The organism is Streptomyces boninensis (assembly GCF_048572725.1).
Taxonomy (GTDB): domain Bacteria; phylum Actinomycetota; class Actinomycetes; order Streptomycetales; family Streptomycetaceae; genus Streptomyces; species Streptomyces boninensis.
Map to the genome: position 1 here is coordinate 2803910 of NZ_CP183837.1, position 21596 is coordinate 2825505.

20 protein-coding genes, 1 pseudogene and 1 riboswitch are annotated in these 21596 nt (G+C 71.4%); of the genes and pseudogenes, 11 read left to right on the forward strand and 10 right to left on the reverse strand.

The annotated features are described in order from the left end of the window. Nucleotides 1-5 precede the first annotated feature (5 nt). Nucleotides 6-2375 carry a ThuA domain-containing protein gene (locus ACNNMR_RS12675; protein ID WP_420000342.1) on the reverse strand — a complete coding sequence of 790 codons (2370 nt, stop codon included), beginning with the start codon at nt 2373-2375 and terminating at the stop codon, nt 6-8. Nucleotides 2376-2642: 267 nt separating this feature from the next. Here ACNNMR_RS12675 and ACNNMR_RS12680 point away from each other — a divergent pair, with 267 nt between their 5' ends. Next, nucleotides 2643-3674, forward strand: coding sequence for a multicopper oxidase domain-containing protein (locus ACNNMR_RS12680; protein WP_419994685.1), 1032 nt, complete (start codon nt 2643-2645; stop codon nt 3672-3674). A 528-nt stretch (nt 3675-4202) separates the two neighbouring features. Here the strand turns inward: ACNNMR_RS12680 and ACNNMR_RS12685 are convergent. From ACNNMR_RS12685 to ACNNMR_RS12695, 3 genes are read right to left on the reverse strand one after another with little or no spacing between them, the layout of a single operon-like run. Further along, entirely contained in the window at nt 4203-4730 is a 528-nt protein-coding gene (locus ACNNMR_RS12685; protein ID WP_419994686.1) for a DUF2867 domain-containing protein, read from the reverse strand. A gap of 46 nt (nt 4731-4776) precedes the next feature. After that, nucleotides 4777-5196 (reverse strand): DUF3995 domain-containing protein, encoded by a 420-nt coding sequence (locus ACNNMR_RS12690; RefSeq protein WP_419994687.1) that lies wholly within the window; start codon nt 5194-5196, stop codon nt 4777-4779. Nucleotides 5197-5226: 30 nt separating this feature from the next. Further along, nucleotides 5227-5691: a DUF6463 family protein gene (locus ACNNMR_RS12695; RefSeq protein WP_419994688.1), complete on the reverse strand. Its 465-nt coding sequence runs from the start codon at nt 5689-5691 to the stop codon at nt 5227-5229. Between the two features lie 112 nt (nt 5692-5803). On the opposite strand from ACNNMR_RS12695, the gene ACNNMR_RS12700 reads away from it, so the two are divergent. Beyond that, complete coding sequence (locus ACNNMR_RS12700; protein ID WP_419994689.1) at nt 5804-6388, forward strand: TetR/AcrR family transcriptional regulator; 585 nt, start codon at nt 5804-5806, stop codon at nt 6386-6388. Here the strand turns inward: ACNNMR_RS12700 and ACNNMR_RS12705 are convergent. Beyond that, entirely contained in the window at nt 6385-7560 is a 1176-nt protein-coding gene (locus ACNNMR_RS12705; protein ID WP_419994690.1) for a low temperature requirement protein A, read from the reverse strand. The two genes, ACNNMR_RS12700 and ACNNMR_RS12705, sit on opposite strands and share 4 nt — an antisense overlap. Before the next feature lie 40 nt (nt 7561-7600). Between ACNNMR_RS12705 and ACNNMR_RS12710 the strand changes: the two genes are divergently transcribed. Together ACNNMR_RS12710 and ACNNMR_RS12715 are read left to right on the forward strand one after the other, a co-directional pair. Further along, a complete protein-coding gene (locus tag ACNNMR_RS12710) occupies nt 7601-8515 on the forward strand; it encodes a cyclase family protein (protein ID WP_419994691.1) in 915 nt (304 codons plus the stop codon). Further along, on the forward strand, nt 8512-9258 hold the full coding sequence (locus ACNNMR_RS12715) for an MBL fold metallo-hydrolase (protein WP_419994692.1): 747 nt from the start codon (nt 8512-8514) through the stop codon (nt 9256-9258). Before ACNNMR_RS12710 ends, ACNNMR_RS12715 begins: the two co-directional genes overlap by 4 nt. Before the next feature lie 20 nt (nt 9259-9278). On the opposite strand, the gene ACNNMR_RS12720 is transcribed toward ACNNMR_RS12715, so the two are convergent. Next, nucleotides 9279-10502: an alpha/beta hydrolase family protein gene (locus ACNNMR_RS12720; RefSeq protein WP_419994693.1), complete on the reverse strand. Its 1224-nt coding sequence runs from the start codon at nt 10500-10502 to the stop codon at nt 9279-9281. 241 nt (nt 10503-10743) lie between these two features. On the opposite strand from ACNNMR_RS12720, the gene ACNNMR_RS12725 reads away from it, so the two are divergent. After that, entirely contained in the window at nt 10744-11850 is a 1107-nt protein-coding gene (locus tag ACNNMR_RS12725; RefSeq protein WP_419994694.1) for a hypothetical protein, read from the forward strand. 76 nt (nt 11851-11926) lie between these two features. Here the strand turns inward: ACNNMR_RS12725 and ACNNMR_RS12730 are convergent, their stop codons facing one another. After that, nucleotides 11927-13390: a DHA2 family efflux MFS transporter permease subunit gene (locus ACNNMR_RS12730; protein ID WP_419994695.1), complete on the reverse strand. Its 1464-nt coding sequence runs from the start codon at nt 13388-13390 to the stop codon at nt 11927-11929. Between the two features lie 95 nt (nt 13391-13485). On the opposite strand from ACNNMR_RS12730, the gene ACNNMR_RS12735 reads away from it, so the two are divergent. The 3 genes from ACNNMR_RS12735 (at nt 13486) to ACNNMR_RS12745 (ending at nt 15409) form a co-directional block, all read left to right on the forward strand. Further along, nucleotides 13486-14205, forward strand: coding sequence for a TetR/AcrR family transcriptional regulator (locus ACNNMR_RS12735; protein ID WP_419994696.1), 720 nt, complete (start codon nt 13486-13488; stop codon nt 14203-14205). 124 nt (nt 14206-14329) lie between these two features. Beyond that, the gene (locus tag ACNNMR_RS12740; RefSeq protein WP_419994697.1) at nt 14330-14734 is read left to right on the forward strand and encodes a peptidase inhibitor family I36 protein; all 405 of its coding nucleotides are present in this window, start codon (nt 14330-14332) and stop codon (nt 14732-14734) included. 282 nt (nt 14735-15016) lie between these two features. Next, on the forward strand, nt 15017-15409 hold the full coding sequence (locus tag ACNNMR_RS12745) for an STAS domain-containing protein (protein ID WP_419994698.1): 393 nt from the start codon (nt 15017-15019) through the stop codon (nt 15407-15409). Nucleotides 15410-15451: 42 nt separating this feature from the next. Here the strand turns inward: ACNNMR_RS12745 and ACNNMR_RS12750 are convergent, their stop codons facing one another. Then, a complete protein-coding gene (locus ACNNMR_RS12750) occupies nt 15452-16414 on the reverse strand; it encodes an alpha/beta fold hydrolase (RefSeq protein ID WP_419994699.1) in 963 nt (320 codons plus the stop codon). Nucleotides 16415-16546: 132 nt separating this feature from the next. Further along, nucleotides 16547-17535, reverse strand: a pseudogene (locus ACNNMR_RS12755) (transposase); the annotation flags it as partial. Between the two features lie 176 nt (nt 17536-17711). Here ACNNMR_RS12755 and ACNNMR_RS12760 point away from each other — a divergent pair. From ACNNMR_RS12760 to ACNNMR_RS12770, 3 genes are read left to right on the forward strand one after another with little or no spacing between them, the layout of a single operon-like run. Continuing rightward, the gene (locus tag ACNNMR_RS12760) at nt 17712-18641 is read left to right on the forward strand and encodes an LLM class flavin-dependent oxidoreductase (protein WP_419994700.1); all 930 of its coding nucleotides are present in this window, start codon (nt 17712-17714) and stop codon (nt 18639-18641) included. Nucleotides 18642-18683: 42 nt separating this feature from the next. Then, on the forward strand, nt 18684-19676 hold the full coding sequence (locus ACNNMR_RS12765) for a formylglycine-generating enzyme family protein (RefSeq protein WP_419994701.1): 993 nt from the start codon (nt 18684-18686) through the stop codon (nt 19674-19676). Between the two features lie 58 nt (nt 19677-19734). After that, nucleotides 19735-20541, forward strand: a complete 807-nt coding sequence (locus ACNNMR_RS12770) for a maleylpyruvate isomerase family mycothiol-dependent enzyme (protein WP_419994702.1) — start codon at nt 19735-19737, stop codon at nt 20539-20541. A 103-nt stretch (nt 20542-20644) separates the two neighbouring features. Here ACNNMR_RS12770 and ACNNMR_RS12775 read toward each other — a convergent pair whose 3' ends face one another. Continuing rightward, nucleotides 20645-21397, reverse strand: a complete 753-nt coding sequence (locus ACNNMR_RS12775; RefSeq protein ID WP_419994703.1) for a transglycosylase SLT domain-containing protein — start codon at nt 21395-21397, stop codon at nt 20645-20647. Nucleotides 21398-21401: 4 nt separating this feature from the next. Beyond that, nucleotides 21402-21564: riboswitch (cyclic di-AMP (ydaO/yuaA leader) on the reverse strand. Between the last annotated feature and the right edge of the window lie 32 nt (nt 21565-21596).

The window sequence follows — 21596 nt, forward strand, 5'->3', positions numbered from 1 at the left end:
CTCCCTCACTTGTTGCCCACCACCTGGTCCGCGCTCGGCGTCGGGGCGCCACCGGTGTAGGTGACCCGCCACAGCGCCGACTTGTCGTCGTAGTTGAAGAAGCCGCGGCCGTAGTCGAGGACGTAGAGGGTCCCGTCGGGGCCGAACTTCCAGTCCATGAGGTTCTTGATGCCGTCATTGCCCTTGGGGATCATCTTCGCGAGCGACTCGGCATGGATGGGCGTGCCGCCCATGTTCCCCGGGTCCATGAGCACGGCGTGCCGCGGCTGGTCCTGGTCGTAGAAGTCGCCGACGAACCACTTGCCGCTCCAGTACGAGGGCCAGGACCCGTCGCCGGCCTTGTCGGCGTTGTAGCGGTAGACCGGGCCGTTCATGGTCGCCTGGCCGCCGCCCTTGAGCCACGGCAGCAGGAACTTCTCCTCGCCCAGCTTGTAGCTCGGGATGCCGTTCGCGTCCCGCGGGTAGTCCGGGCCGCCGCCCTGCGGCGAGTACCAGATGGTGTTGTTACGGGCCGGCGGGAGGTCGGTGAGACCGTCGTTGTTGGGCGAGTTGTTCTCCAGGTGCTGGCAGTCGTACCAGTCCAGGGGCTTGGTCGGGTCGGGCAGGTTGCGGTCGCGGTACGGCTGCCGGTTGCCCATGCAGTACGGCCAGCCCTGGTTGCCCGCGCTGGTGATCACGGCGAAGGTGTCGTACTTGGCCGGGCCCCAGGTCGCCGACGGCTCACCGGCGTCCGGCCCGACCCAGCCCGCGTACAGATAGTCGGTCTTCGGGTCGACCCAGATCCGGGCCGGGTTGCGGACGCCCATCACGTAGATCTCTTTACGGGCCTTGCCGCCGCCGCCTTCCTCGCCGGTGAAGAGGTTCCCGCTCGGGACGGTGTAGGTGCCGTCGGCCTCCGGGTGGATGCGGAGGATCTTGCCGTTGAGGTTGTTGGTGTTGCCCGCGGTGCGGCGGGCGTCGGCGAAGGAGACGCCGCCGAAGTTCGGCTCGGGGTTGTTGCCGGAGTAGCCGTCGCTGAACCGGGAGGAGTTGTTGTCGCCGGTGGCGATGTACAGGTTTCCCTTGGAGTCCCAGGACATGCCGCCGCCGGCGTGGCAGCAGCTGTGCGCCTGGACGGACCACTTCAGGAGGGTCTTCTCACTGCCCGCATCGAGCTTGTTGGTGGCCGGGTCGATGTGGAAGCGGGAGACGCGGCGCTCGGCCAGGTGCTTGGCGCGGTCGAGGCCGGAGTGCGGCGTGTAGTGCAGGTAGACGTAGCCGTTCTCGGCGAACTTCGGGTCGAGGGCGATGCCGAGCATGCCCTCCTCGACCTTCACCAGCTCGTCGCCGCCGCCCTTGTTTCCGAAGACGTCGAGCGATCCGACCTTGGTGACCTGCTGGGTCTTGGGGTCCCACATGTGGATGGTGCCGGGGCCCTTGCCCATCTCGGGGTTGTTCCAGTCGGTGACGACCGGCGCGCTCGGCCAGCGGCCGCCGCGGCCGATGTAGAAGACCCGGCCGTCGTCGGCGACGTCGAGGCCGTGCGGCTCGCCGATCTGGTCCTGCTGCTCGGGCTGGTTGGGCTTGGTCAGCCGCTCCGCCTTGTAGTTGGCGTCGATGGTGGCCTTGCAGTCGGCGCGGGAGAGGCGGGTGGTCCAGAGCAGGCCGCCGAAGAGGTGCTTGCGGAAGTTGTTCTCCGTAAAGCTGGCGGCGGTGCCGCCCATGCCGGTGTAGAAGGACCGGCCGCCGTCGTAGTCGCGGCACCAGGAGATCGGGTGGTCCCAGCCGTTCTTGCCCTCGCCCGGTGCGTACGAGCGCTCGCGGACGCGGGCGACGGTGTGGACGCTGCCGGACGGGTTGGGCGCCCAGTTGAACCAGCTGTCCTTGCGGGCCCACTCCAGCGGCAGCCCCTTGGTGCTCGGGTGCTGCCGGTCGCCGACCTCGACGGTGGCGGTCTGCACGTCCGCCGGGCTGGTGGCGGCCGGGCGGCTGCCGATGAGGCTGGTGAACCACTCGGAGGCGGGCTCGGCCTTCGCCGAGTCGTGGATGCCGAGGAAGCCGCCGCCGGACTTGACGTACTTGGTGAAGGAGGCCTCCTGCGCGTCGCTGAGCAGGTCGCCGGCGGCGGAGAGGAAGACGACGGCGTTGTACGTGCCGAGCTCGGCGTCGTTGAAGACGGCGGGGTCGTTGGTCGCCTTGACGTCGAACTTCTGGTCGGCCGGGGCCTGTTGCCCGAGCTCGGTGATGGCCTTCACCCCGGCGGCGGTCACCGGGTCGGCCGCGTCCTTGCCGTGGAAGACGAGCACGTCCACCTTGCCCGGCTGGTTGCCGCCCGGCGGGTCCGCGGCGGGCGGTGCGTCGCTGCGGGCGGCGGCCTGGCCACCACCGCCGAGCATCAGGCTCATGACAAGGCCAGTGGCAATGGCACCACCTGCCCAGCCGCGTACCGTCCGGCCTCTGCGCCTCATCGCACTCCCGCCCCTCTGAAGTGACAGCGTTGTCGGGGGGAAGCTAGACGGCTTTCCTCCACTCGCCAATACCTACTACCAAGTTTCAACGAACTTTGTCCTGTGACTGTTCAAACTCTTGTCGTGCTCATACCATCCCGTGCCGGAAGTACCCGGTTCGTAGCGGAAGATCATTGCGGAAGGGCAGGCGAGCGGATGCCGGAGCGTCGCTTCTCGAGGAGAACCTTCACCACCGGCGCCGCGGCAGCGGTGGTGGTCCCGACGGCCGCGCTGTCCACGGGCGCCGCACGGCGCCCGGCGGCGGACCCGGGCGGGGCGGAGGTGAAGGGCGTGGTCAAGAACGTGAAGATGTACGCCGAGGCCCTCCCGAACAACCAGCTGGGCTATGGCTTGGAGCCGGGGAAGGCAACGATCCCGGGCCCGCTGCTGGTGATAGACGAGGGCGACACCCTGGTCATAGAGCTCAACAACACCCTGGACGTCCCGGTCAGCATCCACCCGCACGGCGTCGACTACACCATTGACAACGATGGCACGGCGATGACAGACAGTGTCGTGCCGGCGGGCGGCAAGCGCACCTACACCTGGTCCTCGCACGCACAGCGCGAGCGCTCCGACGGCACGATCGTGGCGGGCAGCGCAGGCTACTGGCACTACCACGACCACATCGTGGGCACCGAGCACGGCACGGGCGGCGTGCGGCGGGGCCTGTACGGCGGCCTGATCGTCCGCCGCAAGGGCGACCCGCTCCCGGACAAGACCTTCACGATCGTCTTCAACGACATGACGATCAACAACAAGACGGGCGCCGCGGGCGACGAAACCCCCAACTTCACCGCGAAGCTGGGCGACCGCGTGGAGATCCTGATGATCACCCACGGCGACCTCTACCACACCTTCCACCTGCACGGACACCGCTGGGCAGACAACCGCACGGGGTTCCTGACCAGCGCGGATGACCCGACGCCGCTCACGGACAACAAGATCTGCGGGCCGGGCGACTCCTTCGGATTCCAGGTGGTGGCGGGTGAACTGGTGGGGTCGGGCCACTGGATGTACCACTGCCACGTCCAGTCCCACTCGGACCAGCGGATGGCGGGCATGCTGATCGTCCAGAACCCGGATGGCACGGTGGCCGGAAAGCACCGGCCGATGTCGACGAAAAAGTCCAGCGAGAAGGGCGCGCCGGCTTCGAAGGACGACTCTGCCGATCACGCGGGCCACTGACGCCGAAACGCACGCCTGCCCACCCACCCGCCCGTTGCTCCGCTCCGCGATGACCCGGGGGGCTGGCCTCGTCTCGGCCCGCCGGCCGCCCGCTGGCCCGCCGGCCCGCCGGCAGATGCCGGAACCACTGGCAGCTGCCGGACGGCTGGCAGTTGCCGGACGGCTGGCCGCTGCCAGACTGCGGGCCGCTGCCGGGATGCGGCCCATCCCACCGCCGCCCTTCCCACGCGCCGCCTTTCCACGCGCCGCCTTTCCACGCGCCACCCTTCCCACCCGCCGCCTTCCCCCACCCACCAAACCCCCGCCCGGCAGACCAAAGGCGCCCCACCCCCTCTTCCCTTCCGTAGCCAGCCCTCCGTTTCCCGCACCGGTCAGGAACGGAACACGGCGACGCGGCCGTCACCATCCGATGCCAACCGACCCGCTCCGTCCGGCACGGACGGCCTGGCATCGGATCGTGACGGCACCGTCGCCGCCGTACGTCTAGGCAAGCAAGCAGCGGCAGGCAAGCAGCAAGCACCCCCATCCTCACGGCCCCGCCTGCGCCCGCACCCTCCAGTTGCTCTCCATGTTGCGCATCAGCGCCGGATACACCAGCACGTACCGGAATGGCTTGACCGCGGTCATGTACGCCTTACCAAGCAGGCCGTTCGGCTTCACCAGTGCCGTCATCTGGCCCCGGTAGCCGCCCTTACCGTCAGGGACCCAGCCCATGTGCATCAGCGTGTGCACCGTCTGGTTGGCCATCTCCGCCACGAACTCCTTGTCCGTCGCGTACAGCGGCTCGAACGGAACGCCCGCCATCGCCGGCCCCTTCTCCTCCCGATCCCATCCGAGCACGCCGCCGATCTTCCAGCGGGCAGCCCAGAGGAAGCGGACCAGGAACGGGGCGTCTCTGTCCGGGAAGTCGCACAGCTCCAACTGCGACAGCAGCGAGGGGAACTCGTCTGCGCCGCCTGGCGTGGGCAGCGCCCACACGTCCTCGATCCCGAAGTCCGGCGCGAGTTCGTGGATGCGCCAGGGCAGTTCGGCGTGGGCGGACTTGGGGAGTCTCATTGCCATACCTCCGTGTCTGCGGGGTGGGATTCGTCGTGTTACGGGGTCAGCGCCTGGTCGCGGCGACCGCGACGACGCCGCCCAGGAGACCGAGTGCTACGCACAGCGGTGAGTACAGGTAGGAGTTCAGCCGCTGGAATTCGGCCGCGGTGCCGGAGTTCATCAAGTAGCCGCCCAGCCCGCGGACGAGCAGCACGGCCGTCAGGACGTACATCGCCGCCAGCCGCAGCCACTCCGGGCCAGGCGCCCCGACGGACTCGTTGACCATCAGCGTGAGTACGGCCCCGGCCACCAGCGCCACACCCACCAGGGCAGTGCTCGACGCCGACGGCATCTTGCCGTCATCGCTCCCGGCAATCGTCTTGGTGAAGGTCAGCGCGTCCTTCATCGGCCAGGGCGTGAACACCCAGAGGAAGTGCAGCAGGCCGATCGCGGTCAGGGCGGATGCGAGGGTCAGGGGGATCACCGTGCGGATCATTGCGTCGCGGCCTTCCACTCAGCGCCCGGCCCGCCCGGCCCGCCCGGCCCGCCCGGCCCGCGCAGCCCGAGCGCCCCGAGCGTCCTCGTCGGGCGCGTACGCCGCCGCCACCAGCAGCACCCCGATCAGCAACACCGCCCACGCCGGCGACACGGGCAACAGCACCGCCAGCACCGCGCCCCAGACGGCCATCACCCAGCCGAAGCGCGCCGGTATTCGCTCCCCCCTCCTGACCGCCCACAACACCAAACCGCCGATCAGCAGCATCGGCACCCCGAAGCTGCCCGGTGCGACCCAGAAGGCCTCGGAGTAGGCCAGGTTCGCGGGGGTGACGTCCAGCGAGATGGTGTTCCACAGGCCCTGGTCGAAGATCTCTGACCAGGCGTCACGGTCGTCCAGCGGCGCCACGACGGTGTGAATCGCACCGAAGGCCACCGCGAGCCAGCCCGCCGAGCGGGTGAGCGCGGTCGAGGGGAGTCGCATGGTGTCGGCCCTTCATTTGTACAGGACTGTATAGATGGAGCGTAGCAGCGTCTGTACAGTGCTGTATAAATGGGCCGTTCCCAGAGCCCCGTCCCCAAGAAAGGAGCAGGTCATGGCGATCGCCCGCACCCCGCGCCAGCGGTGGATCGAGGAGGGTCTGCGGGCCCTCGGGGAGGGCGGCGGCCCCGATGCCGTACGCATCGATGCCCTGGCCACCACCCTCGGCGTCACCCGGGGTGGCTTCTACGGTTTCTTCGGCAGCCGGCAGGCCCTGCTCGACGAGATGCTCGCGTACTGGGAACGGGAAGTCACCGACGAGCTCGTCGCCCGCGTCGAGGAGGAAGGCGACGACGACGCCAAGGCGCAGCTGCGTCAGCTCTTCGAGATCGTCGACACCGGCGACGGACTCACCACCGAGGTCACCACCGACCTCGCCATCCGCGACTGGGCCCGGCGCGACCCGGCGGTCGCCGAGCGCCTCCGCCGCGTGGACAACCGCCGCATGGACTATCTGCGCACGCAGTTCCGCACGTTCTGCGCCGACGAGGACGACGTCGAGGCCCGCTGCGTCATCGCCTTCTCCCTCTACATCGCCGACCCCTTCATGGTCACCGACCACGGCGGCCGCACCCGCGCCGACATCCGCGCCCTCACGTCGCGTTGGCTGATCGACTCCCCTGCCGACGCTCCTGGCTAGTCCTGGCCGGCCCCCTCCGTACGATCGCGCGTGTACTCCCCCACGACGATCGCGGCGACCAGCACCAGCCCCGTCACCAGCACCGGCTCCCCGGTGAAGCTCGCCGCGAGCACCAGGACCGCGGCCACCGGCCCGACCCACCCATGCGCGCGGCCCGCGTGATGCGGCCGGAGGTGCAGCAGCCACAGCGTTACGAGGAAGACGGCCACGGGCACGGTGACGGCGAGGCCCGCGCCGAGGGACCCGATGTGTGCCTTGTGCGCGGCGTGGTCGACGGACACGGCCAGACCCGCGCCGACCGCCGCCGCCGAGCCGAAGATGAGGTAGTGGCCGTAGCCCCAGAGCATCGACTTGCGAATCGATGTGAGCAGGTCATGCGCGGGCTTCGAGAAGTAGAGCCACCACATGGAGAACACGATCAGCAGCCCGCCGATCGCGGTCAGGCCGAGGTGCGCGTACCCGATCTCGTCCTCAGCGTCCATCGCGCTCTTCACGGCGACGGTGGCGGACAGGATGGACTCGCCCAGCACGATGATGGTGAACAGGCTGTACCGCTCGGCGATGTGATGCGGGTGCCAGGCCGTGCTGACGCCGCGCTCCGCGAAGACCGGGACGGCGAGGTCGGCGATGACGAGCACGACGAAGCCGGTCATGCCCGGCGCGCCGTCCGGCAGCAGCAGCCGCAGCACCCAGCCGATCTGCACGATCGTGATGCCGATGGCGTACCGCAGACACGTCCGCCGCCGCTCCGGGTCCGACACCGCGGCGCGCAGCCACTGCGACACCGCGGCCAGGCGCATCAGCACATAGCCGAAGGTGATGACCGTGAAGTCCTTGTCGTCCATCGCCCGCGACACCCCCGCGGCGACGACGAGCGCGCCCGTCATCTGCACGAAGACGGCGATCCGGTACGGGACGTCGTCGGTGTCGTAGGCGGAGGCGAACCACGTGAAGTTCATCCACGCCCACCAAATCGCGAAAAAGACCATCACGAAGCCGGTGACACCCGTGGCCGCGTGATTCTCGGCCACGGCGTGGTGCAGTCCGGCCGCGGCCTGGGCGACGGCGACGACGAAGACCAGGTCGAAGAGGAGCTCGAGCGGGGTGGCGACACGGTGTGGTTCGGCGGGCTGCCGGGACGTCATGGGGCGGATGGCCAGGCGGGTCGTCATGCGATCATTCTGCCGACGAGCAGCCTTCCGGGAGGGGACCATGAGCGACACGGAGCAGTGGCGGGTCGAATTCGACGCCGAGGTGGCATTTGCCAACGGTGGCGCGCTGCAGGTGCAGGGTTTCCGGCTGGACGTGCCGGGCGACAGCATCGAGGACGGCGAGCTCGCCGAGCTGTTCGTACGGCATCTCGGGCTGCTGATGGTCGGCGAGGTCGCCATCAGCAATAAGCGCATGGTGCGCGAGGCGCACAAGGGCGGGCGAGGTGTCGCCGCTGCCGCCGGGGACGGCCCGCGCGGGCTGGTGGAGCTGAGCCATGTCGTACGGGAGGGCATGGTCACGTATCCGGGGCTGCCGGCCCCCGTGATCGGCGATCACCTCACCCGGGAGGCGTCCAAGGCCGCGTACGCGCCCGGGACCACCTTCCAGATCGGGATGATCACCCTCTGCTCCAACACCGGCACCTACGTCGACACCCCCTTCCACCGCTACGCCGACGGCACCGACCTCTCCGGCTTCCCGCTCTCCTCGCTGGCCGACCTCGACGGCCTCGTGATCCGCCTGACCGGCGCCGCCGGCCGCGCCATCGACCGGGCCGCGCTGCTGCCGTACGACGTGCGCGGACGTGCCGTGCTGCTGCACACGGACTGGGCGCGGCACTGGGGCACGGAGGCGTACGCGAGCGGCGAGCACCCCTACGTCACCGAGGACGCGGCGCAGTGGCTCGCCGAGCAGGGCGCGGCCCTCGTCGGCATCGACTCCCTCAATATCGACGACACCCCGCCGCAAGGCGCCAGGCCCGCCCACACCCTGCTCCTCGGCGCCGGCACCCCGATCGTCGAGCACCTCCGCGGCCTGGAGCAACTGCCGCCTGACGGCTTCCGCTTCCACGGCGCGCCGCCGCGGGTGGAGGGCATGGGGACGTTCACGGTGCGGGCGTACGCGGTGCTCCCGTGAGGCTGACGGTGCTCGGCGCCTGCGGGGCGTGGCCCGCGGCCGGGGATGCGTGCAGCGGCTTCCTCGTCGAGTACGAGGGGTGCCGGCTGGTGCTCGATCTCGGGTACGCCGCGCTGCCGCGGCTGCTGCAGTATGTGCGGGCGGAGCAGGTGGACGCCGTCGTGGTCACCCATGGCCACCCGGACCACTGCGCCGACCTCAACCCGCTGCTGCGCGCCCGCGCCATGGCCGACGTGCCGCCGCCGCCCCTGCCGCTGTACGCCACGCCGGGGTCGCTGGACGCCGTCCTGGCTCTGGACCGGCCGGGCATGCTCGACGACGCCTATGACCTGCGGGAGTTCGAGCCCGGAGCGGCCTTTACGGTCGGCCCCTTCCGGGTCGCGACGCAGCTGCTGCCGCACACCCGCCCGAACGCGGGCCTGCGGGTGACCGCGGGCGGCCGGGCGCTGGCGTACACCGGCGACACCGCCCCGACCCCCGCCATCGCGGAGCTGGCCCGCGGCGTCGACCTGTTCGTGGCGGAGGCCACGTATCCGTACGAGGTGCCGGCGGACCTGGCCGCGGAGCTGTCGTCCGCGCGGCAGGCGGGTGCGGATGCCGCGCGGGCGGGGGTTGGGCGGCTGCTGCTGACGCATCTGTGGCCGGGGACGGATCCCGCGGCCGCGATTGCGGCGGCGCGGGAGGCGTACACCGGTGAAGTGGCGGTCGCGGTGAGCGGGTTGGCCGTCGAGCTGGGGGCGTAGGCGCGGCCTGCCGTCGGGCGTCATGGCAGGTAGGTCACCTCCGGGAACTTCCGGGACGGACCGTCGAGCAGCTGCCCGCCCCGGTGCCGGAGGTGCAGGTCGAAGAAGGCGCGCGGGTAGGCCTGCTGGATGCGGACGGCACGGTGCGGGGCCAGGGTGCCGATGTAACCGCGCAGCTCCGCGTCGCTCATGCCCACCGCCTCCGCCAGCTGCGGGATGAGCACCTGGTTGTCGCCGTATGAGGAGTGCACGGCGCCCTCGGCCTGGATGTTCAGCCGCCACCCGCGCAGCCGCTGCCAGAAGTCGGCGACCGCGGGCTCGTCGGCCCGGGTGAACTCGGCGGTCATCATCATGAACGGCCGGTTCAGGCCGGCGCTGATGGCCGGGATCATCGGCCCGTCGAGGCCGAGTCCGGCCCACACCCGCGGATCGGCGGCCATGACGTGCGCCGTCGCCGTCCCGCCCTTCGACCAGCCGAGCATGCCGATGCGCCGCAGGTCGAGCGCCTCGGCCAGGTGCGCGGGCAGCGGCTGTCCCTCCAGGTCCGGATTGCGGCCCGCGGCCAGGTCCGCCAGCCGGTCGAGGACGCAGCGGATGTCGGCGGCGAAGTCCGCCGGGCCCATCGAGTCCTGCGGGTCCTCGGAAGGGACGAGGGTGCGGCCGTCGGGGAACTCGGTGAAGGCGTCGTCGGTGTGGTCCAGCGTCACCACCGCGTAGCCGTGGCTGGCCAGTTCCTGCACGATCACGGTGTGGTCGGCGCGGTGGCTGTGCGCGCCGTGGGAGTACACGACGACGGGCAGCCCCCGGCCGCCGCTCAGCCGCCGCGCCGGGGCCCCGCGGCGACCGGCGGTGAGCGGCGCCCGTACGGCACCGGGCGGGAAGCCCGCGGACGCGAGCAGCTCGCGCAGCAGGGCGTCGGACATCCACGGCACCCGCGGATGCCGCTCGGCGGCCGGGGCGTTCCGGGCCTCCCGGGCGTCCCAGGTCTCCCGTGCCGGATACCAGACGCTCGCCATCAGCTCCCGGCGGCGTCCGCGCGCTGCAGGCCCGAGCAGGTGCAGCGCCACCATGCCCACCGGATACGGACCCGTGGGCGCGGGCAACGTCAGCCGCGGCGGGGGCGACGCACTCGCGGCGGATGACACCGGCCCCGCAAGCCCGAGCGGCACGGTCGCGCCGGCCGCGAGCGCGGTGGCCAGCAGGCGGCGGCGGTTGAAGGGCTCTCGACTCGTGAGTGGGTTCATGGCGGGAACGCTGTCACCCACCGCGCCGGACCGCGTCCAGCCACGGAAGGCAATCGCGGTCGCCGCCACCGGCCCACGGTTGTACAACCGCGGCGGCTCCTTGGCGTTCGTTAACGCTGGGCGGCCGCGTGGTTTCCCCCGTTCAACGAGCGGGCGAAAGACAATAATTCGGGACAACTATCCGCCTCGTCAGCCGGTCTTCCGAGCACCAGCCCTTCCAGGGAGAGGACTTCCGCTCACCATGAGATCCGGACACCTGACCGCACTTGCCGCGGCGGCCTTACTCGCCGTGCCCGCCGCCGTGGCCACGCCCGCGGCAGCCGCCACGACGACGCCCGCCTGGGAGGTCTCCGTCACCGGCGACGACCCACGCGTCGACCATCTGAGCTCCATCACCTCCGCCCGGGGCGGCGCCGCGTGGGCGGCAGGCCTCGTCCGCCCCGATGGCGTCGCCCGGAGCGTCATGCTGCGCTGGGACGGCCACCGCTGGGCCGAGGACACCACGCCAGGGCTGCCCCGCACCGGCAACTGGAACACCGTCAGCGCGGCGTCGGCCCGCGACGTCTGGGCCTACGGCTGGGATCAGGAGGGTGAAGTCGCGGCGCACTACGACGGGCGCCGCTGGCAGGACACCCAGCTCCCGCGGCTGCCCGACGACGGCTGGCACAACTTCCACAAGCTGGCCGCCGTACCCGGCAAGGCCTGGCTGGCCGGCGGGCGCTGGATCAGCACGTACGAGAACGGGCGCTGGAGCGCGACCGACACGGGCGCGGACCACGACATCGCGAGCATCCATGCCCGCTCGGCGCGCGACGCCTGGGCCGTGGGCTCGTACAACCTGCCCGGGGTCAACCTGCCGCCGCTGGTGATGCACTGGGACGGGCGCAGCTGGAAGGACGTCGAGCTGCCGCGTTCCGACCAGGGGTTGCGGCTGACCAGCGTGTACGCCGAGTCCGCGCGCAGCGTGTGGGCGGCCGGGTTTGTGTCGTCGCTGGAGGATGGCTACGAGCCGAAGGTGCTGCACTGGGACGGGCGTTCGTGGACGGATGCCACCGGCCCGGTGGCCGACTTGGGGCCGCAGGCGGTCAGCGGCGACGGCCGCGGGCGGGTGTGGCTCTCCGGTGACGAGAACGGCTTCGAGGACCCGCCGGTGTTCTGGCGGCACGACAAGCGCGGCTGGAAGAAGGTGCCGGGGGCGGCGGCGCCCGGCGACACGCACGGGTATTTCGTGAACGGCCTGGCCCCGGCGGGGCATGGGCGGATGTGGGCGTCGGGGGCCTACTCGCGGGTGATCGGCGAGGGCACCGCGGAGGATCTCGGCCTCATCGAGCGGTCGAGGCGGCGCTGAGGCGCTGAGGCGCTGAGGGCACGCGCCACCGCCTGTCCCGACCGGAGGGGGGCCGGGACAGGCGGCGGCCCGTCACTCAATGCCCGCCCCCTTCCCGCGCCTTGCGAGGCAGCAGGAACACCGCCGCCGACGCGAGCACCAGCGCCACCGCCGCGACCCCCATCGTCCACTGGGCCGCGCCCGTGAAGTCGTGGCCCGACGCCGTCTCGAAGAAGACCGTGCCCAGGACCGCGACGCCGACCGAGGCGCCGAGCTGCTGGTTGGCGTTCATGACGCCGGAGGCCGAGCCGGTCTCCTCGTCCGTGACCCCGGCCAGGGCGATGTCGAAGAACGGGCCCATGCCCAGGCCGAGCCCGAGCCCGGTGACCAGCAGCGCCGGAGCCAGCTGCCACGAGGACACCTCCGCACCCGCGGCATGCACGGTCAGCACCAGCCAGCCGATGCCCGCAGCGGCGACGACCAGCCCCACCTGCAGCCCGTAACGCCCGTACTTCTCCCCCAGCTTGATCCCGGAAGCGGCTGCCGCAATCGACATGCCGAGCGCCCACGGAATCACGGTCGTGCCCGCGTGCATCGGCGAGAAGCCGAGGCCCATCTGCAGATAGAGGGTGAAGATCAGCATCAGGCCCGACATGCCCGCGAAGATCAGCGTGCCGACGCCGAGCGCCGAGACGAAGGCGCGGTTACGGAACAGGCTGGGCTCGATCAGCGGGGAGCCGCCGCGGGCGCGCAGCCGGCGCTGGTACCAGGCGAAGCCGGCCAGCACGGGGAGCGCGGCGGCCATCGACACGTACGTCCAGGCGGGCCAGCCGAGCTCGTGGCCCTGCACCAGCGGGAAGATCAGCAGCAGCACGCCGAGGCCGACGAGCGCGGAGCCGCGCAGGTCGAGGCGGGTGGTGGCGGCCGTACGGCCCGCGGGCAGGACGCGGCCCGCGGCGAGCAGGGCGAAGAGGCCGAGCGGGACGTTGATCAGGAAGATCGAGCGCCAGCCGAGGCCGAAGAGGTCGGCGCCGGTCAGCCAGCCGCCGAGCACCGGCCCGCCGACCGCGGACAGGCCCATGACCGGGCCGAAGACGGCGAAGGCACCGCCCATCTCCTTCGGCGGGAACATCTCCTTGATCAGCCCGAATCCCTGCGGCACCACCAGCGCGGCGACCGCGCCCTGGGCGATGCGGGAGGCGATGAGCATCTCGGAGTTCACGGCGGCGGCGCACAGCGCCGAGCAGAGCGTGAAGCCGAGGGTGCCGATCAGGAAGAGCCGGCGGCGGCCGAAGATGTCGCCGAGCCGGGCTCCGGTGATCATCAGGATTGCGAAGGCGAGGGTGTAGCCGGCGGTCGTCCACTGGATCATCGTCGAGCCGCCGCCGAAGTCGGCGCGGATGGACGGGGCGGCGATGCTGACGATCATCGCGTCCAGCAGGTCCATGATCTCGACGGCGAGGATCACGGCGAGGCCGAACCAGCGGAGGCGGTGGGCGCGGGGGGCGGGGCCCGTATCCGTCACGGGAGGTGCGGCGGGCGTGGATTCCGTGGTCGTCACGGGTTGTCCTTTCCAGGAGCAAGGCGAACGCTGTTCGTGCATTTACGAACACTGTTCTACTTACGAACGCCGTTCCTGTCAAGTACGGTGTTCGCATGACGACGGTCCCCCCGCCCCCCTGGGGCCAGCCGAAGAAGAAGTCCGGGCCGCCGCGGCGGACGCTCAGCCAGGCGGCGATCGTGGACGCCGCGATGCGGATCGTGGACGCGGAAGGCATCGACGCGCTCTCGATGCGCCGCGTCGCACAGGCCCTGGACACCGGCCCGGCGTCCCTCTATGCGCACGTCCGCAACAAGGACGAGCTGCTGCAGCTCCTCCTCGACCGCGCCCAGGCGGGCCTCCCGCGTCCGGAGCCCGACCCGGAGCGCTGGCAAGAGCAGATCAAGGAGGTCATCCGCGCCGCCCGTGCCCAGCTGGCCGCCCACCGCGACCTGGCCCGCGCCGCCGACCAGGTCCCGCTCGGCCCCAACTCACTGATCAACACCGAGACAATGCTCGCCGTCCTGCGGGCCGGCGGCCTGCCGCCGCAGACGATCGCGTACGCCGTGGACTCGCTGGCGCTCTACCTGGTGGCCGTCGTCGTCGACGACGCCGCGCGCGAACAGCGGATGGGACACGTAGCGGAGCCGGAGCGCTCGAAGCTCCGGGAGGAGTACACGGGAAAGGTGCGGGACTACTTCGCCTCGCTGCCGGAGGCGGACTTCCCCACGACCCGGGCGCTGGCGGCGGAGCTCACGCGCGACGTCGGGGACGAGCGCTTCGAGTTCGGCCTCGACCTGATGGTCAGCGGCCTGGCCCGGCTCGTGGAGGGCTGACGCGGCGCGCGCAACTGCCGTCAACGGTGCGACCAATGACGCTTTCCCGTAACGCCGCCACTTCCGCGCAAACCGGGCTATCTTCTACGCGTCCACGACGAGATCTTGAGCTCGAGGAGCCTTGATGAGGAATGTGTTGCGCGCCGTCGCCGTGCCGATTGCCGCCGCCGCGGCAGCCCTGGTGCCGATGACCCCGGCGCACGCCGCCGAGGGGTACGACCGCTGCCCCGCCGGCTACTACTGCATGTTCTCCGGCCTCGACGGCACCGGCGACATGATCACCCTGAAGGCCAACACCCCCGACCTCGCCCCCCTCGGCATGGACGACCGCGCCCGCTCCGACTGGAACCGCACCGCCTCCACCATCCACCTCTTCGAGGGCGCCAACTACACCGGCTGCACGGCGGTGACCTCCTCGGGCCCCAGCGGCAAGGGCAACTTCTTCCCCGACTACCAGTCCTTCTTCAGCTCCCTCCAGTTCGACGGCCCGGGCGGCCCCAGCTGCGGCACACCGCCCGGGAAGGGGTGAGTCACCCGCAGCGGTAGGCGTCGTACACCGCGACCGTCGACCTGTTGCCCTGCCGACCGTCCCATACCAGCACACGTGCGCGTAACAGCGGACATCTCCGCACTCAAGATCAATGTCAAGCGATCAGGCCCGCGTTCACACCATCGGGTGAGACTGGGGGGATCGTGTCCGCTTCAGTCTTGTCAAGGGTTGGGGATTGCGCACTACGGTGATCGCGGCGCCGCCCCGGACCAAGGCGGCCACCGGACCAGTCTTCACGCCGCGAGGGGGGCGCGAGAGGTCATGCAAGCAGGCGCCCCCGGCCGGCAGAGCGGCACCGGCAGACCGGCCCCCGAGTCCTCGGAGTTATTGCGGACGTATCCGCTCCGCGGGTTCACCGTGCTGGAGTTGCGCGGCGAGATAGACCTCGCCGCGCTGCCCAGGCTGCAGCCGCACATCGACATGGCCACCGGGGGCCATGCCCCGCAGATCGCCATCGACCTGCGCCAGGTCACCTTCCTCGACTGCTCGGGGCTGCGGCTGCTGTGCCGGGCCCGTACCCGCGCCGAGGAGCGCGGCGGGGAGGTGCGGCTGGTCTGCACGCATCCGCTGACGCTGCGGATTCTGCGGGCGGCGGGGTTGATGCAGGCGTTCCGGCCGGTGGCGGATCTGGAGGCGGCGGTCGCGGGGGAGTGAGGGACTGCCCTGGTCAGGCAGTCTCCCCCAGCGGGTAACCGCTCAGGCGGTCTCCCCCAGCGGTCGCCCATTGCGGCCGAGCCAGTCCGCCAAGTACGCGGCGAGGCCCTCGCCGTGCCGTACCCAGCGGAAGTGGTCGAGGCGGCTGCCGCCCGCCTTCGAGGCGGTGTAGCGCCACTCCTCCAGGGCCGCCCGCGGGACCTTGCCGCACAGGTGGTGTACGGCACCGGGCGGCGCCAGGCGGTCGCCCGCCACTCCCACCGCCAGCACCGGCAGCCGCAGCCGGGCCAGCAGCGCGTCGTAGTCCACCGCGCCGCCGCTCGCGGCCAGTTCGGGCAGCTGGTATCGCCCGGTACGCGACTGCCGCGCCCAGTCCCGCATCACCCGCGCCGGCTGCCGGCCGCCGAAGCCGAACAGGTCACCCGGCCACCGACCCAGCACCGTGGCGAGCATGGCCGCGCTCTGGCTGCCGGCCAGCACACCGAGACCACGGACGGCGCCGAAACTGCGGTACCACACCGACCCCGCGGCCACGACCGCCACCGCATCCGGAGCCGCGGTACCGCGGTGGGCGCCCTGAGCGGCCTGCAGCAGCGCGAGCTGACCGCCCAGGCTGTGCCCGAGGACGGCGAGCGGCGCATCGGGGAAGGCGGTTCGGGCCGCGCCCACCGCCGCGTCGAGGTCGGCCAGCATCTCGGCATAGCCGAAACGCCCCGCACCGCTGGCGCGTTCGCCCTGGCCGCGCTGGTCGAAGAGCAGCGGCATGAGGCCCGTACGGGACAACTCGGCGGCGAGCGGTGCGTAGAAGCGGGCGGGGGTGCCCATGGCGGGCGAGACGAGGACCATGGGGGCGGCTGGGTCCGAGGCCGCGGCGGAGGCGGCGGGTCCGCGCAGCCTGACAGGAGCGCCATGCGCACCCTCGGCCTCGGCGACCACGTCAAAGGGGGCAGGTGTGAGAGCGGTGGCGGCGGGCGAGTCACCGGCTCGGTCTGACTGGGAAATCACCCGGCGATGATCCCACCGTGCGCCCACGCCGGGCTGTGATCCGCACCACCGGAACAGTCCCCGCCCTCCCGGGGGCCACGCCCCTTCCAGGCTATCGCCGCACCCCCGACACCCCCGAAGTTATCCGGCTCTTCACAATCGAGGGTGTAGTTGGGGTCGGAAGCCGCCTGTCTCGAGTGGTGATCTGGCGATGTAGTTCGTCAGGTTGCGGAAGCCGAGGGCGGAGCCGCGGAGGTGTTCGAGGCGGCCGTTGATCGCTTCGGTGGGGCCGTTGGATGTGCCGGGCCGGTCGAAGTAGGCGAGCACGTCGGCGGCGCGCTTGGTCAGGGTGCGCCCGAGCGTGATGATCTCGCTGAACGGGCTGGGGACGCCTCGGCTGATCGACTCGATCAACTGCCTCATCAGCTCGCGGCCCCGGGGTCGGTCGGTCTCACGGTAGGCGGCGATCATCCGCTGGTAGATGCAGGGCGTCGCCTGCCAGACGGACGACGTGGAAGGGGTCCAGCACCGGCACAGCCTCGGGTAGCTCTTCGGTGGTGGCGGTCTTGAACCCGGTGAACCCGTCCATCGCGACGACCTCGATATTGTCGCGCCAGGACTTGTCCCGTTCGGCGAGCCAGGCCTTGAACGCCTGTTTGGAGCGGCCGGCGACCATGTCCAGAAGCCGCGCCGGCCCGGTGCCGTCGCGGATCGGCGTCGGGTCGATGATCACGGTCACGTACTTGTCGCCACGCCGGGTGTGCCGCCAGACGTGCTCGTCCACGCCGATGACCTGCACGTCGTCGAAGCGGTGCGGATCGTCGATCAGGACCCGGCGGCCCCGGCCAGGACCGCGTCGTTGGCGGTGTTCCACGAGACTCCCAGAGCGTCGGCGACGCGGGCGACACTCAGGTGTTGGCACACCAGGGCTTCCACCCGGTGCGCCGGTATCGGCGGAGGCTGACCTCCAACACCGTGGGCCGCCACCCGAACGGCTCGTGCGCCAACCGGCGGACCACCGTGTCCCTGGCCGCGCCCTGGCATCCGCAGCGACGACACCATCTGTCGGGCTCGACAACCCGGCACCGGAGAATCGCCCGATCGGGCTCCAACCGCTGCCCGAGCACTTCGAGCCCGAGATCATAGTCACCTCAATCCTCGGGAGACCTCGACCCCTACCCGGCCACCGACGCGTCGACCGGACTACACCCTCAACTGCGAAGAGCCAGTTATCCACAGCCCCCACGCGCCGCCGGCAACGTCTCGGCTCTGAGCAGAGCGTCGTGACCTGCGGGCATCGGATCGCTAACTTCGAGGCATGGCACCAACCACCTCCCCCACCATCTCCCTCCAGGCCCAGCCCAAGGACGCCGCCTCCTGGGCCGCCCTCGCCCGGCGCGCCGAGGACGCCGGATTCGACGCGCTGCTCGCCGCCGATCACCCGGGCGCGGTCGCGTCGCCCTACGTGGCGCTGGCCGCCGCCGCGGCGGTCACCTCGCGGCTCGGGCTCGGGGCGTACGTGTCGCATGCGGGCATCCGCGAACCCCTCCTGCTGGCGAGCGACGTCGCCACCCTCGACGTCGTCTCCGGCGGCCGGGCCCGGCTGGCGCTCGGCGCTGGGCACACCCCCGCGGAGTGGGAGATGCTCGGGTCGAGCCGCCCCGATGTGGCGGGGCGGGTGCGGCGGTTCCTTGCCGTGGCGGAGGCGACCAGGACGCTGCTCGCCGGGGGTGAGGTCACGCTCGACGGGCCCGAGGTGCACGCGCGTAAGGCGCGGCTCGACGGGCCGCGGCCGGTGCAGGATCAGGTGCCGTTCGTGTTCGGCGGCGGCAACTCCGCGCTGCTGCGCTGGGCCGGCGAGCACGCCGACGCGGTCGCGCTCAGCGGCCTCGGCCGCACGCTCCCCGACGGCCACAAGCACAGCACGCGCATCGCCGAGACCGACGTGGACGAGCAGCTCGCGCTGGTCGCCGAGGGCGCCGAGCGGGCGGCGGACCGCGAGGCGCCGCCGGAACTCGAGGCGCTGGTGCACTTCGTGGAGCTGACGGACGACGCCGAGGCCGCGGCGGCGGAGCTCGCCGGGCGGCTCGACTGCACCGCCGAGGTGCTGCTGGCCTCGCCGTACGCCTGGATCGGGACCGAGGCGGAGATCCGGGCGAAGATCGAGCGGGACCGGAGCCGGTGGGGGATCACGCGGTACGTGGTGCGGGAGCCGGGGTTCGAGGTGGCCGAGCGGATGCTGGGCTGAGCGGGCCTGGACGTCGATCACCGCACGACATAGCGTCGAGCCATGAGTGAGCACGGCGGCGCATGCTGCGCACCTGGACGTAACGGCGGCGAAGCCAGCCCGGAACCGGTGCCGCTCGCGGCCCCCGCCGCCACGCGGGTCGTCCAGGCCCCGCCCGCCCCGCTCGGCGGCCCGTCCCGCCACACCGCCGCCCTCACCGCCATCCCCGGCGGCAGCTTCCTCATGGGTACGGACGACGCCGAGGGCTTCCCCGCCGACGGCGAGGGGCCGGTGCGTGAGGTGCACGTGGCGCCGTTCGAGATCGACACCCATGCGGTGACCAACGCTCGCTTCGCCGACTTCGCCGACACCACCGGGTACGCCACCGAGGCCGAGCGCTTCGGCTGGAGCTATGTCTTCGCCCGCTTCCTGCCCGCCGAGCTGCGGCGGACCGCCCGCCGCCCCGAGCAGACGCCGTGGTGGTGCGGCGTCCCGGGCGCGGACTGGCGGCATCCGGAGGGGCCCGGGTCGGATGTCGGCGAGCGCGCCGACCACCCCGTGGTGCATGTGTCGTGGGCCGACGCGGAGGCGTACGCGCACTGGGCCGGACTGCGGCTGCCGACCGAGGCCGAGTGGGAGTACGCGGCCCGCGGCGGCCTGGCCGGCGCGCGCTACCCGTGGGGCGACGAGCTGACGCCGGACGGCGAGCACCGCTGCAATATCTGGCAGGGAACTTTCCCAACAAAAAACACCGGCGAGGACGGCCACCTCGGCACGGCCCCGGTGGACGCGTACGAGCCCAACGGCTTCGGGCTGTACAACGTCTCGGGCAACGTGTGGGAGTGGTGCGCCGACTGGTTCAGCCCGGACTGGCACGCGCAGGAGGGCGCACCGCGCCGCAACCCCGCCGGGCCGCCCTCCGGCACCTCGCGGATCATGCGGGGCGGCTCGTACATGTGCCACCGCTCGTACTGCAACCGCTACCGCGTCGCCGCCCGCAGCAGCAATGAGCCGGACAGCTCGGGCGGCAACATCGGGTTCCGCTGCGCGCGCTGAGCCGTCTCCCCGAGGCCGCTTAGCTCCCGATGTCGGTCGGTCTGGTTACCGTGGACCCGTGACTGACGTGAGCTTTGAGGCGTACTGCACCGAAATCCGTTCCCGCGCCGACGCATTGCGGGCCGCGCTGAAGCTCGGCGACCCCGCCGCGGCCGAGGTGCCGGACTGCCCCGGCTGGACCCTCATCGAGCTCGCCCGGCATGTGGGCGGCACCCATCGCTGGGCGGCGGAGGTCGTACGGACCCGGGCCACCGGTCCGGTCGGCCATGACGCCACCTACGACGTCGCGGCGCCCGGCGGCGCGGCCGCGCCCGCCGCCCTGGACCAGTGGGTCGACGAGGGCGCCGCGCAGCTCACCGACGCGCTGCGGGAGGCCGGGCCCGACGCGCCGCTGTGGACCGTCGCGCCGGGTGGCACCGCCCTGTTCTGGGCCCGCCGGATGACGCATGAGACGACCGTGCACGCCGCGGACGCCGCCTTCGCCACCCAAGTCCCGTTCGCCGCGGACCCGGTGATGGCGCAGGACGCGGTGGACGAGTGGATGGGCTTCGCCGCCCTCCCCCGCGTCCTGGAGGCGGCCCCGGCGGACGCGCCGCCGCTCCTCGGCCCGGGCCGCACCCTCCATCTGCACGGCACGGACCCGGCCGGCGGCGACGACCCCGCCGAGTGGTATGTCGACCTCACCGGCGAACTGCCGTACTGGCGGCGGACGCACACCAAGGCCGCGGTCGCGGTGCGCGCCCCGCTCGGCGACCTGCAGCTGCTGCTGTACGGCCGCCGCAGGATCGCGGACCTGGAGACGCACGGCGATACGGAGCTGCTGGCGCTGTGGCTGGAGCGGACGAGCTTCTGGCTGCGCAAGTAACCAAACACAAGTAACCGGACAAACGAAGAGGCGGACGACTGCCCCCGAGCAACAGCCGTCCGCCTCTTGGTCTCTACAGGTCTCTACGCCCCTACCGGATCACTCAGTACGGACCGTTCACATTGTCGATCGAGCCATACCGGTCGGCCGCGTAATTGCTCGCGGCCACGATGTTCGCCACCGGATCGGTGAGGCTGGTCGAGGTGCCGTCGACGTGATACGCGTCGAAGGTCGGCTGGATTACCTGGAGCAGACCCTTGGACGGGGTGCCGTTCTGGGCGTTGATGTCCCAGCCGTTCTGCGCGTTCGGGTCGCCGCCGGACTCACGCATGATGTTGCGGTGAATTCCGTCGTACGAGCCGGGGATTCCCTTCTCCTTCATGATGGAGAGGGCCTCGTTGATCCAGCCGTCGAGGTTGTCGGGGTAGCTCGCCTGCTTTGCCGCGGCGGGCTTTGCGGACGTCTTGTCGGCCTTGGGCTCGGCGGCCTTCTTCGCGCCGTCGACGGTCAGCTTCTGGCCCGGGCGGATAACGCGCGGGTTGTCGCCGATGGCCTTCTTGTTGTCCTCGTACAGCGCCTTCCAGCCGCCGTCCACGTCGTGCTCGTGGGCGATGGTGGACAGCGAATCACCCTTGGCCACCGCGTAGGTGGTGGCGGTGCCCGCCTGCGGCGCGGCCGCGGCGGCCTTGGCCACGGCGCGCTCGGGGGCAGCGGCCGGGGCGGACTTTTCCGCGGCGCCCGCGACATTGGCGCCGATCAGCGGCAGGGCCAGGGCGGTGGCGCTGGTGCCGGCCACGGCTATGCCGCGGCCGATCGAACTCTTCTTGGGACGGCGGTGCTTTCCCTTTGCGGGCATGACGAATTCCTCTCCGGCGCCTACGAGGTGAGCTGTCGGGTTCGGGCTGGAGCTGCCCGGCCGCCGTTCGGCGACTTCACCCCAAGCCGTTCCTGGCCGTTTCATTCCGATGGCCGGACCGGCGACTTACCTGGTTCCCCCGCTCCTGCCGTGAGCGGTGTTTGGTCGGGTACCGGGCGGCGGCAGGATTAGGCGGTCC

Excerpts from the sequence above, each read along its gene's own strand:
- ACNNMR_RS12765 (WP_419994701.1), top strand. The coding sequence starts at position 18,684 with ATGAGTGAGCACGGCGGCGCATGCTGCGCACCTGGACGTAACGGCGGC.
- ACNNMR_RS12675 (WP_420000342.1), bottom strand. The coding sequence starts at position 2,375 with ATGCTCGGCGGTGGTGGCCAGGCCGCCGCCCGCAGCGACGCACCGCCC.
- ACNNMR_RS12700 (WP_419994689.1), top strand. The coding sequence starts at position 5,804 with ATGGCGATCGCCCGCACCCCGCGCCAGCGGTGGATCGAGGAGGGTCTG.
- ACNNMR_RS12710 (WP_419994691.1), top strand. The coding sequence starts at position 7,601 with ATGAGCGACACGGAGCAGTGGCGGGTCGAATTCGACGCCGAGGTGGCA.
- ACNNMR_RS12695 (WP_419994688.1), bottom strand. The coding sequence starts at position 5,691 with ATGCGACTCCCCTCGACCGCGCTCACCCGCTCGGCGGGCTGGCTCGCG.
- ACNNMR_RS12680 (WP_419994685.1), top strand. The coding sequence starts at position 2,643 with ATGCCGGAGCGTCGCTTCTCGAGGAGAACCTTCACCACCGGCGCCGCG.
- ACNNMR_RS12705 (WP_419994690.1), bottom strand. The coding sequence starts at position 7,560 with ATGACGACCCGCCTGGCCATCCGCCCCATGACGTCCCGGCAGCCCGCC.
- ACNNMR_RS12720 (WP_419994693.1), bottom strand. The coding sequence starts at position 10,502 with ATGAACCCACTCACGAGTCGAGAGCCCTTCAACCGCCGCCGCCTGCTG.
- ACNNMR_RS12760 (WP_419994700.1), top strand. The coding sequence starts at position 17,712 with ATGGCACCAACCACCTCCCCCACCATCTCCCTCCAGGCCCAGCCCAAG.
- ACNNMR_RS12740 (WP_419994697.1), top strand. The coding sequence starts at position 14,330 with ATGAGGAATGTGTTGCGCGCCGTCGCCGTGCCGATTGCCGCCGCCGCG.
- ACNNMR_RS12725 (WP_419994694.1), top strand. The coding sequence starts at position 10,744 with ATGAGATCCGGACACCTGACCGCACTTGCCGCGGCGGCCTTACTCGCC.
- ACNNMR_RS12775 (WP_419994703.1), bottom strand. The coding sequence starts at position 21,397 with ATGCCCGCAAAGGGAAAGCACCGCCGTCCCAAGAAGAGTTCGATCGGC.
- ACNNMR_RS12685 (WP_419994686.1), bottom strand. The coding sequence starts at position 4,730 with ATGAGACTCCCCAAGTCCGCCCACGCCGAACTGCCCTGGCGCATCCAC.
- ACNNMR_RS12735 (WP_419994696.1), top strand. The coding sequence starts at position 13,486 with ATGACGACGGTCCCCCCGCCCCCCTGGGGCCAGCCGAAGAAGAAGTCC.
- ACNNMR_RS12745 (WP_419994698.1), top strand. The coding sequence starts at position 15,017 with ATGCAAGCAGGCGCCCCCGGCCGGCAGAGCGGCACCGGCAGACCGGCC.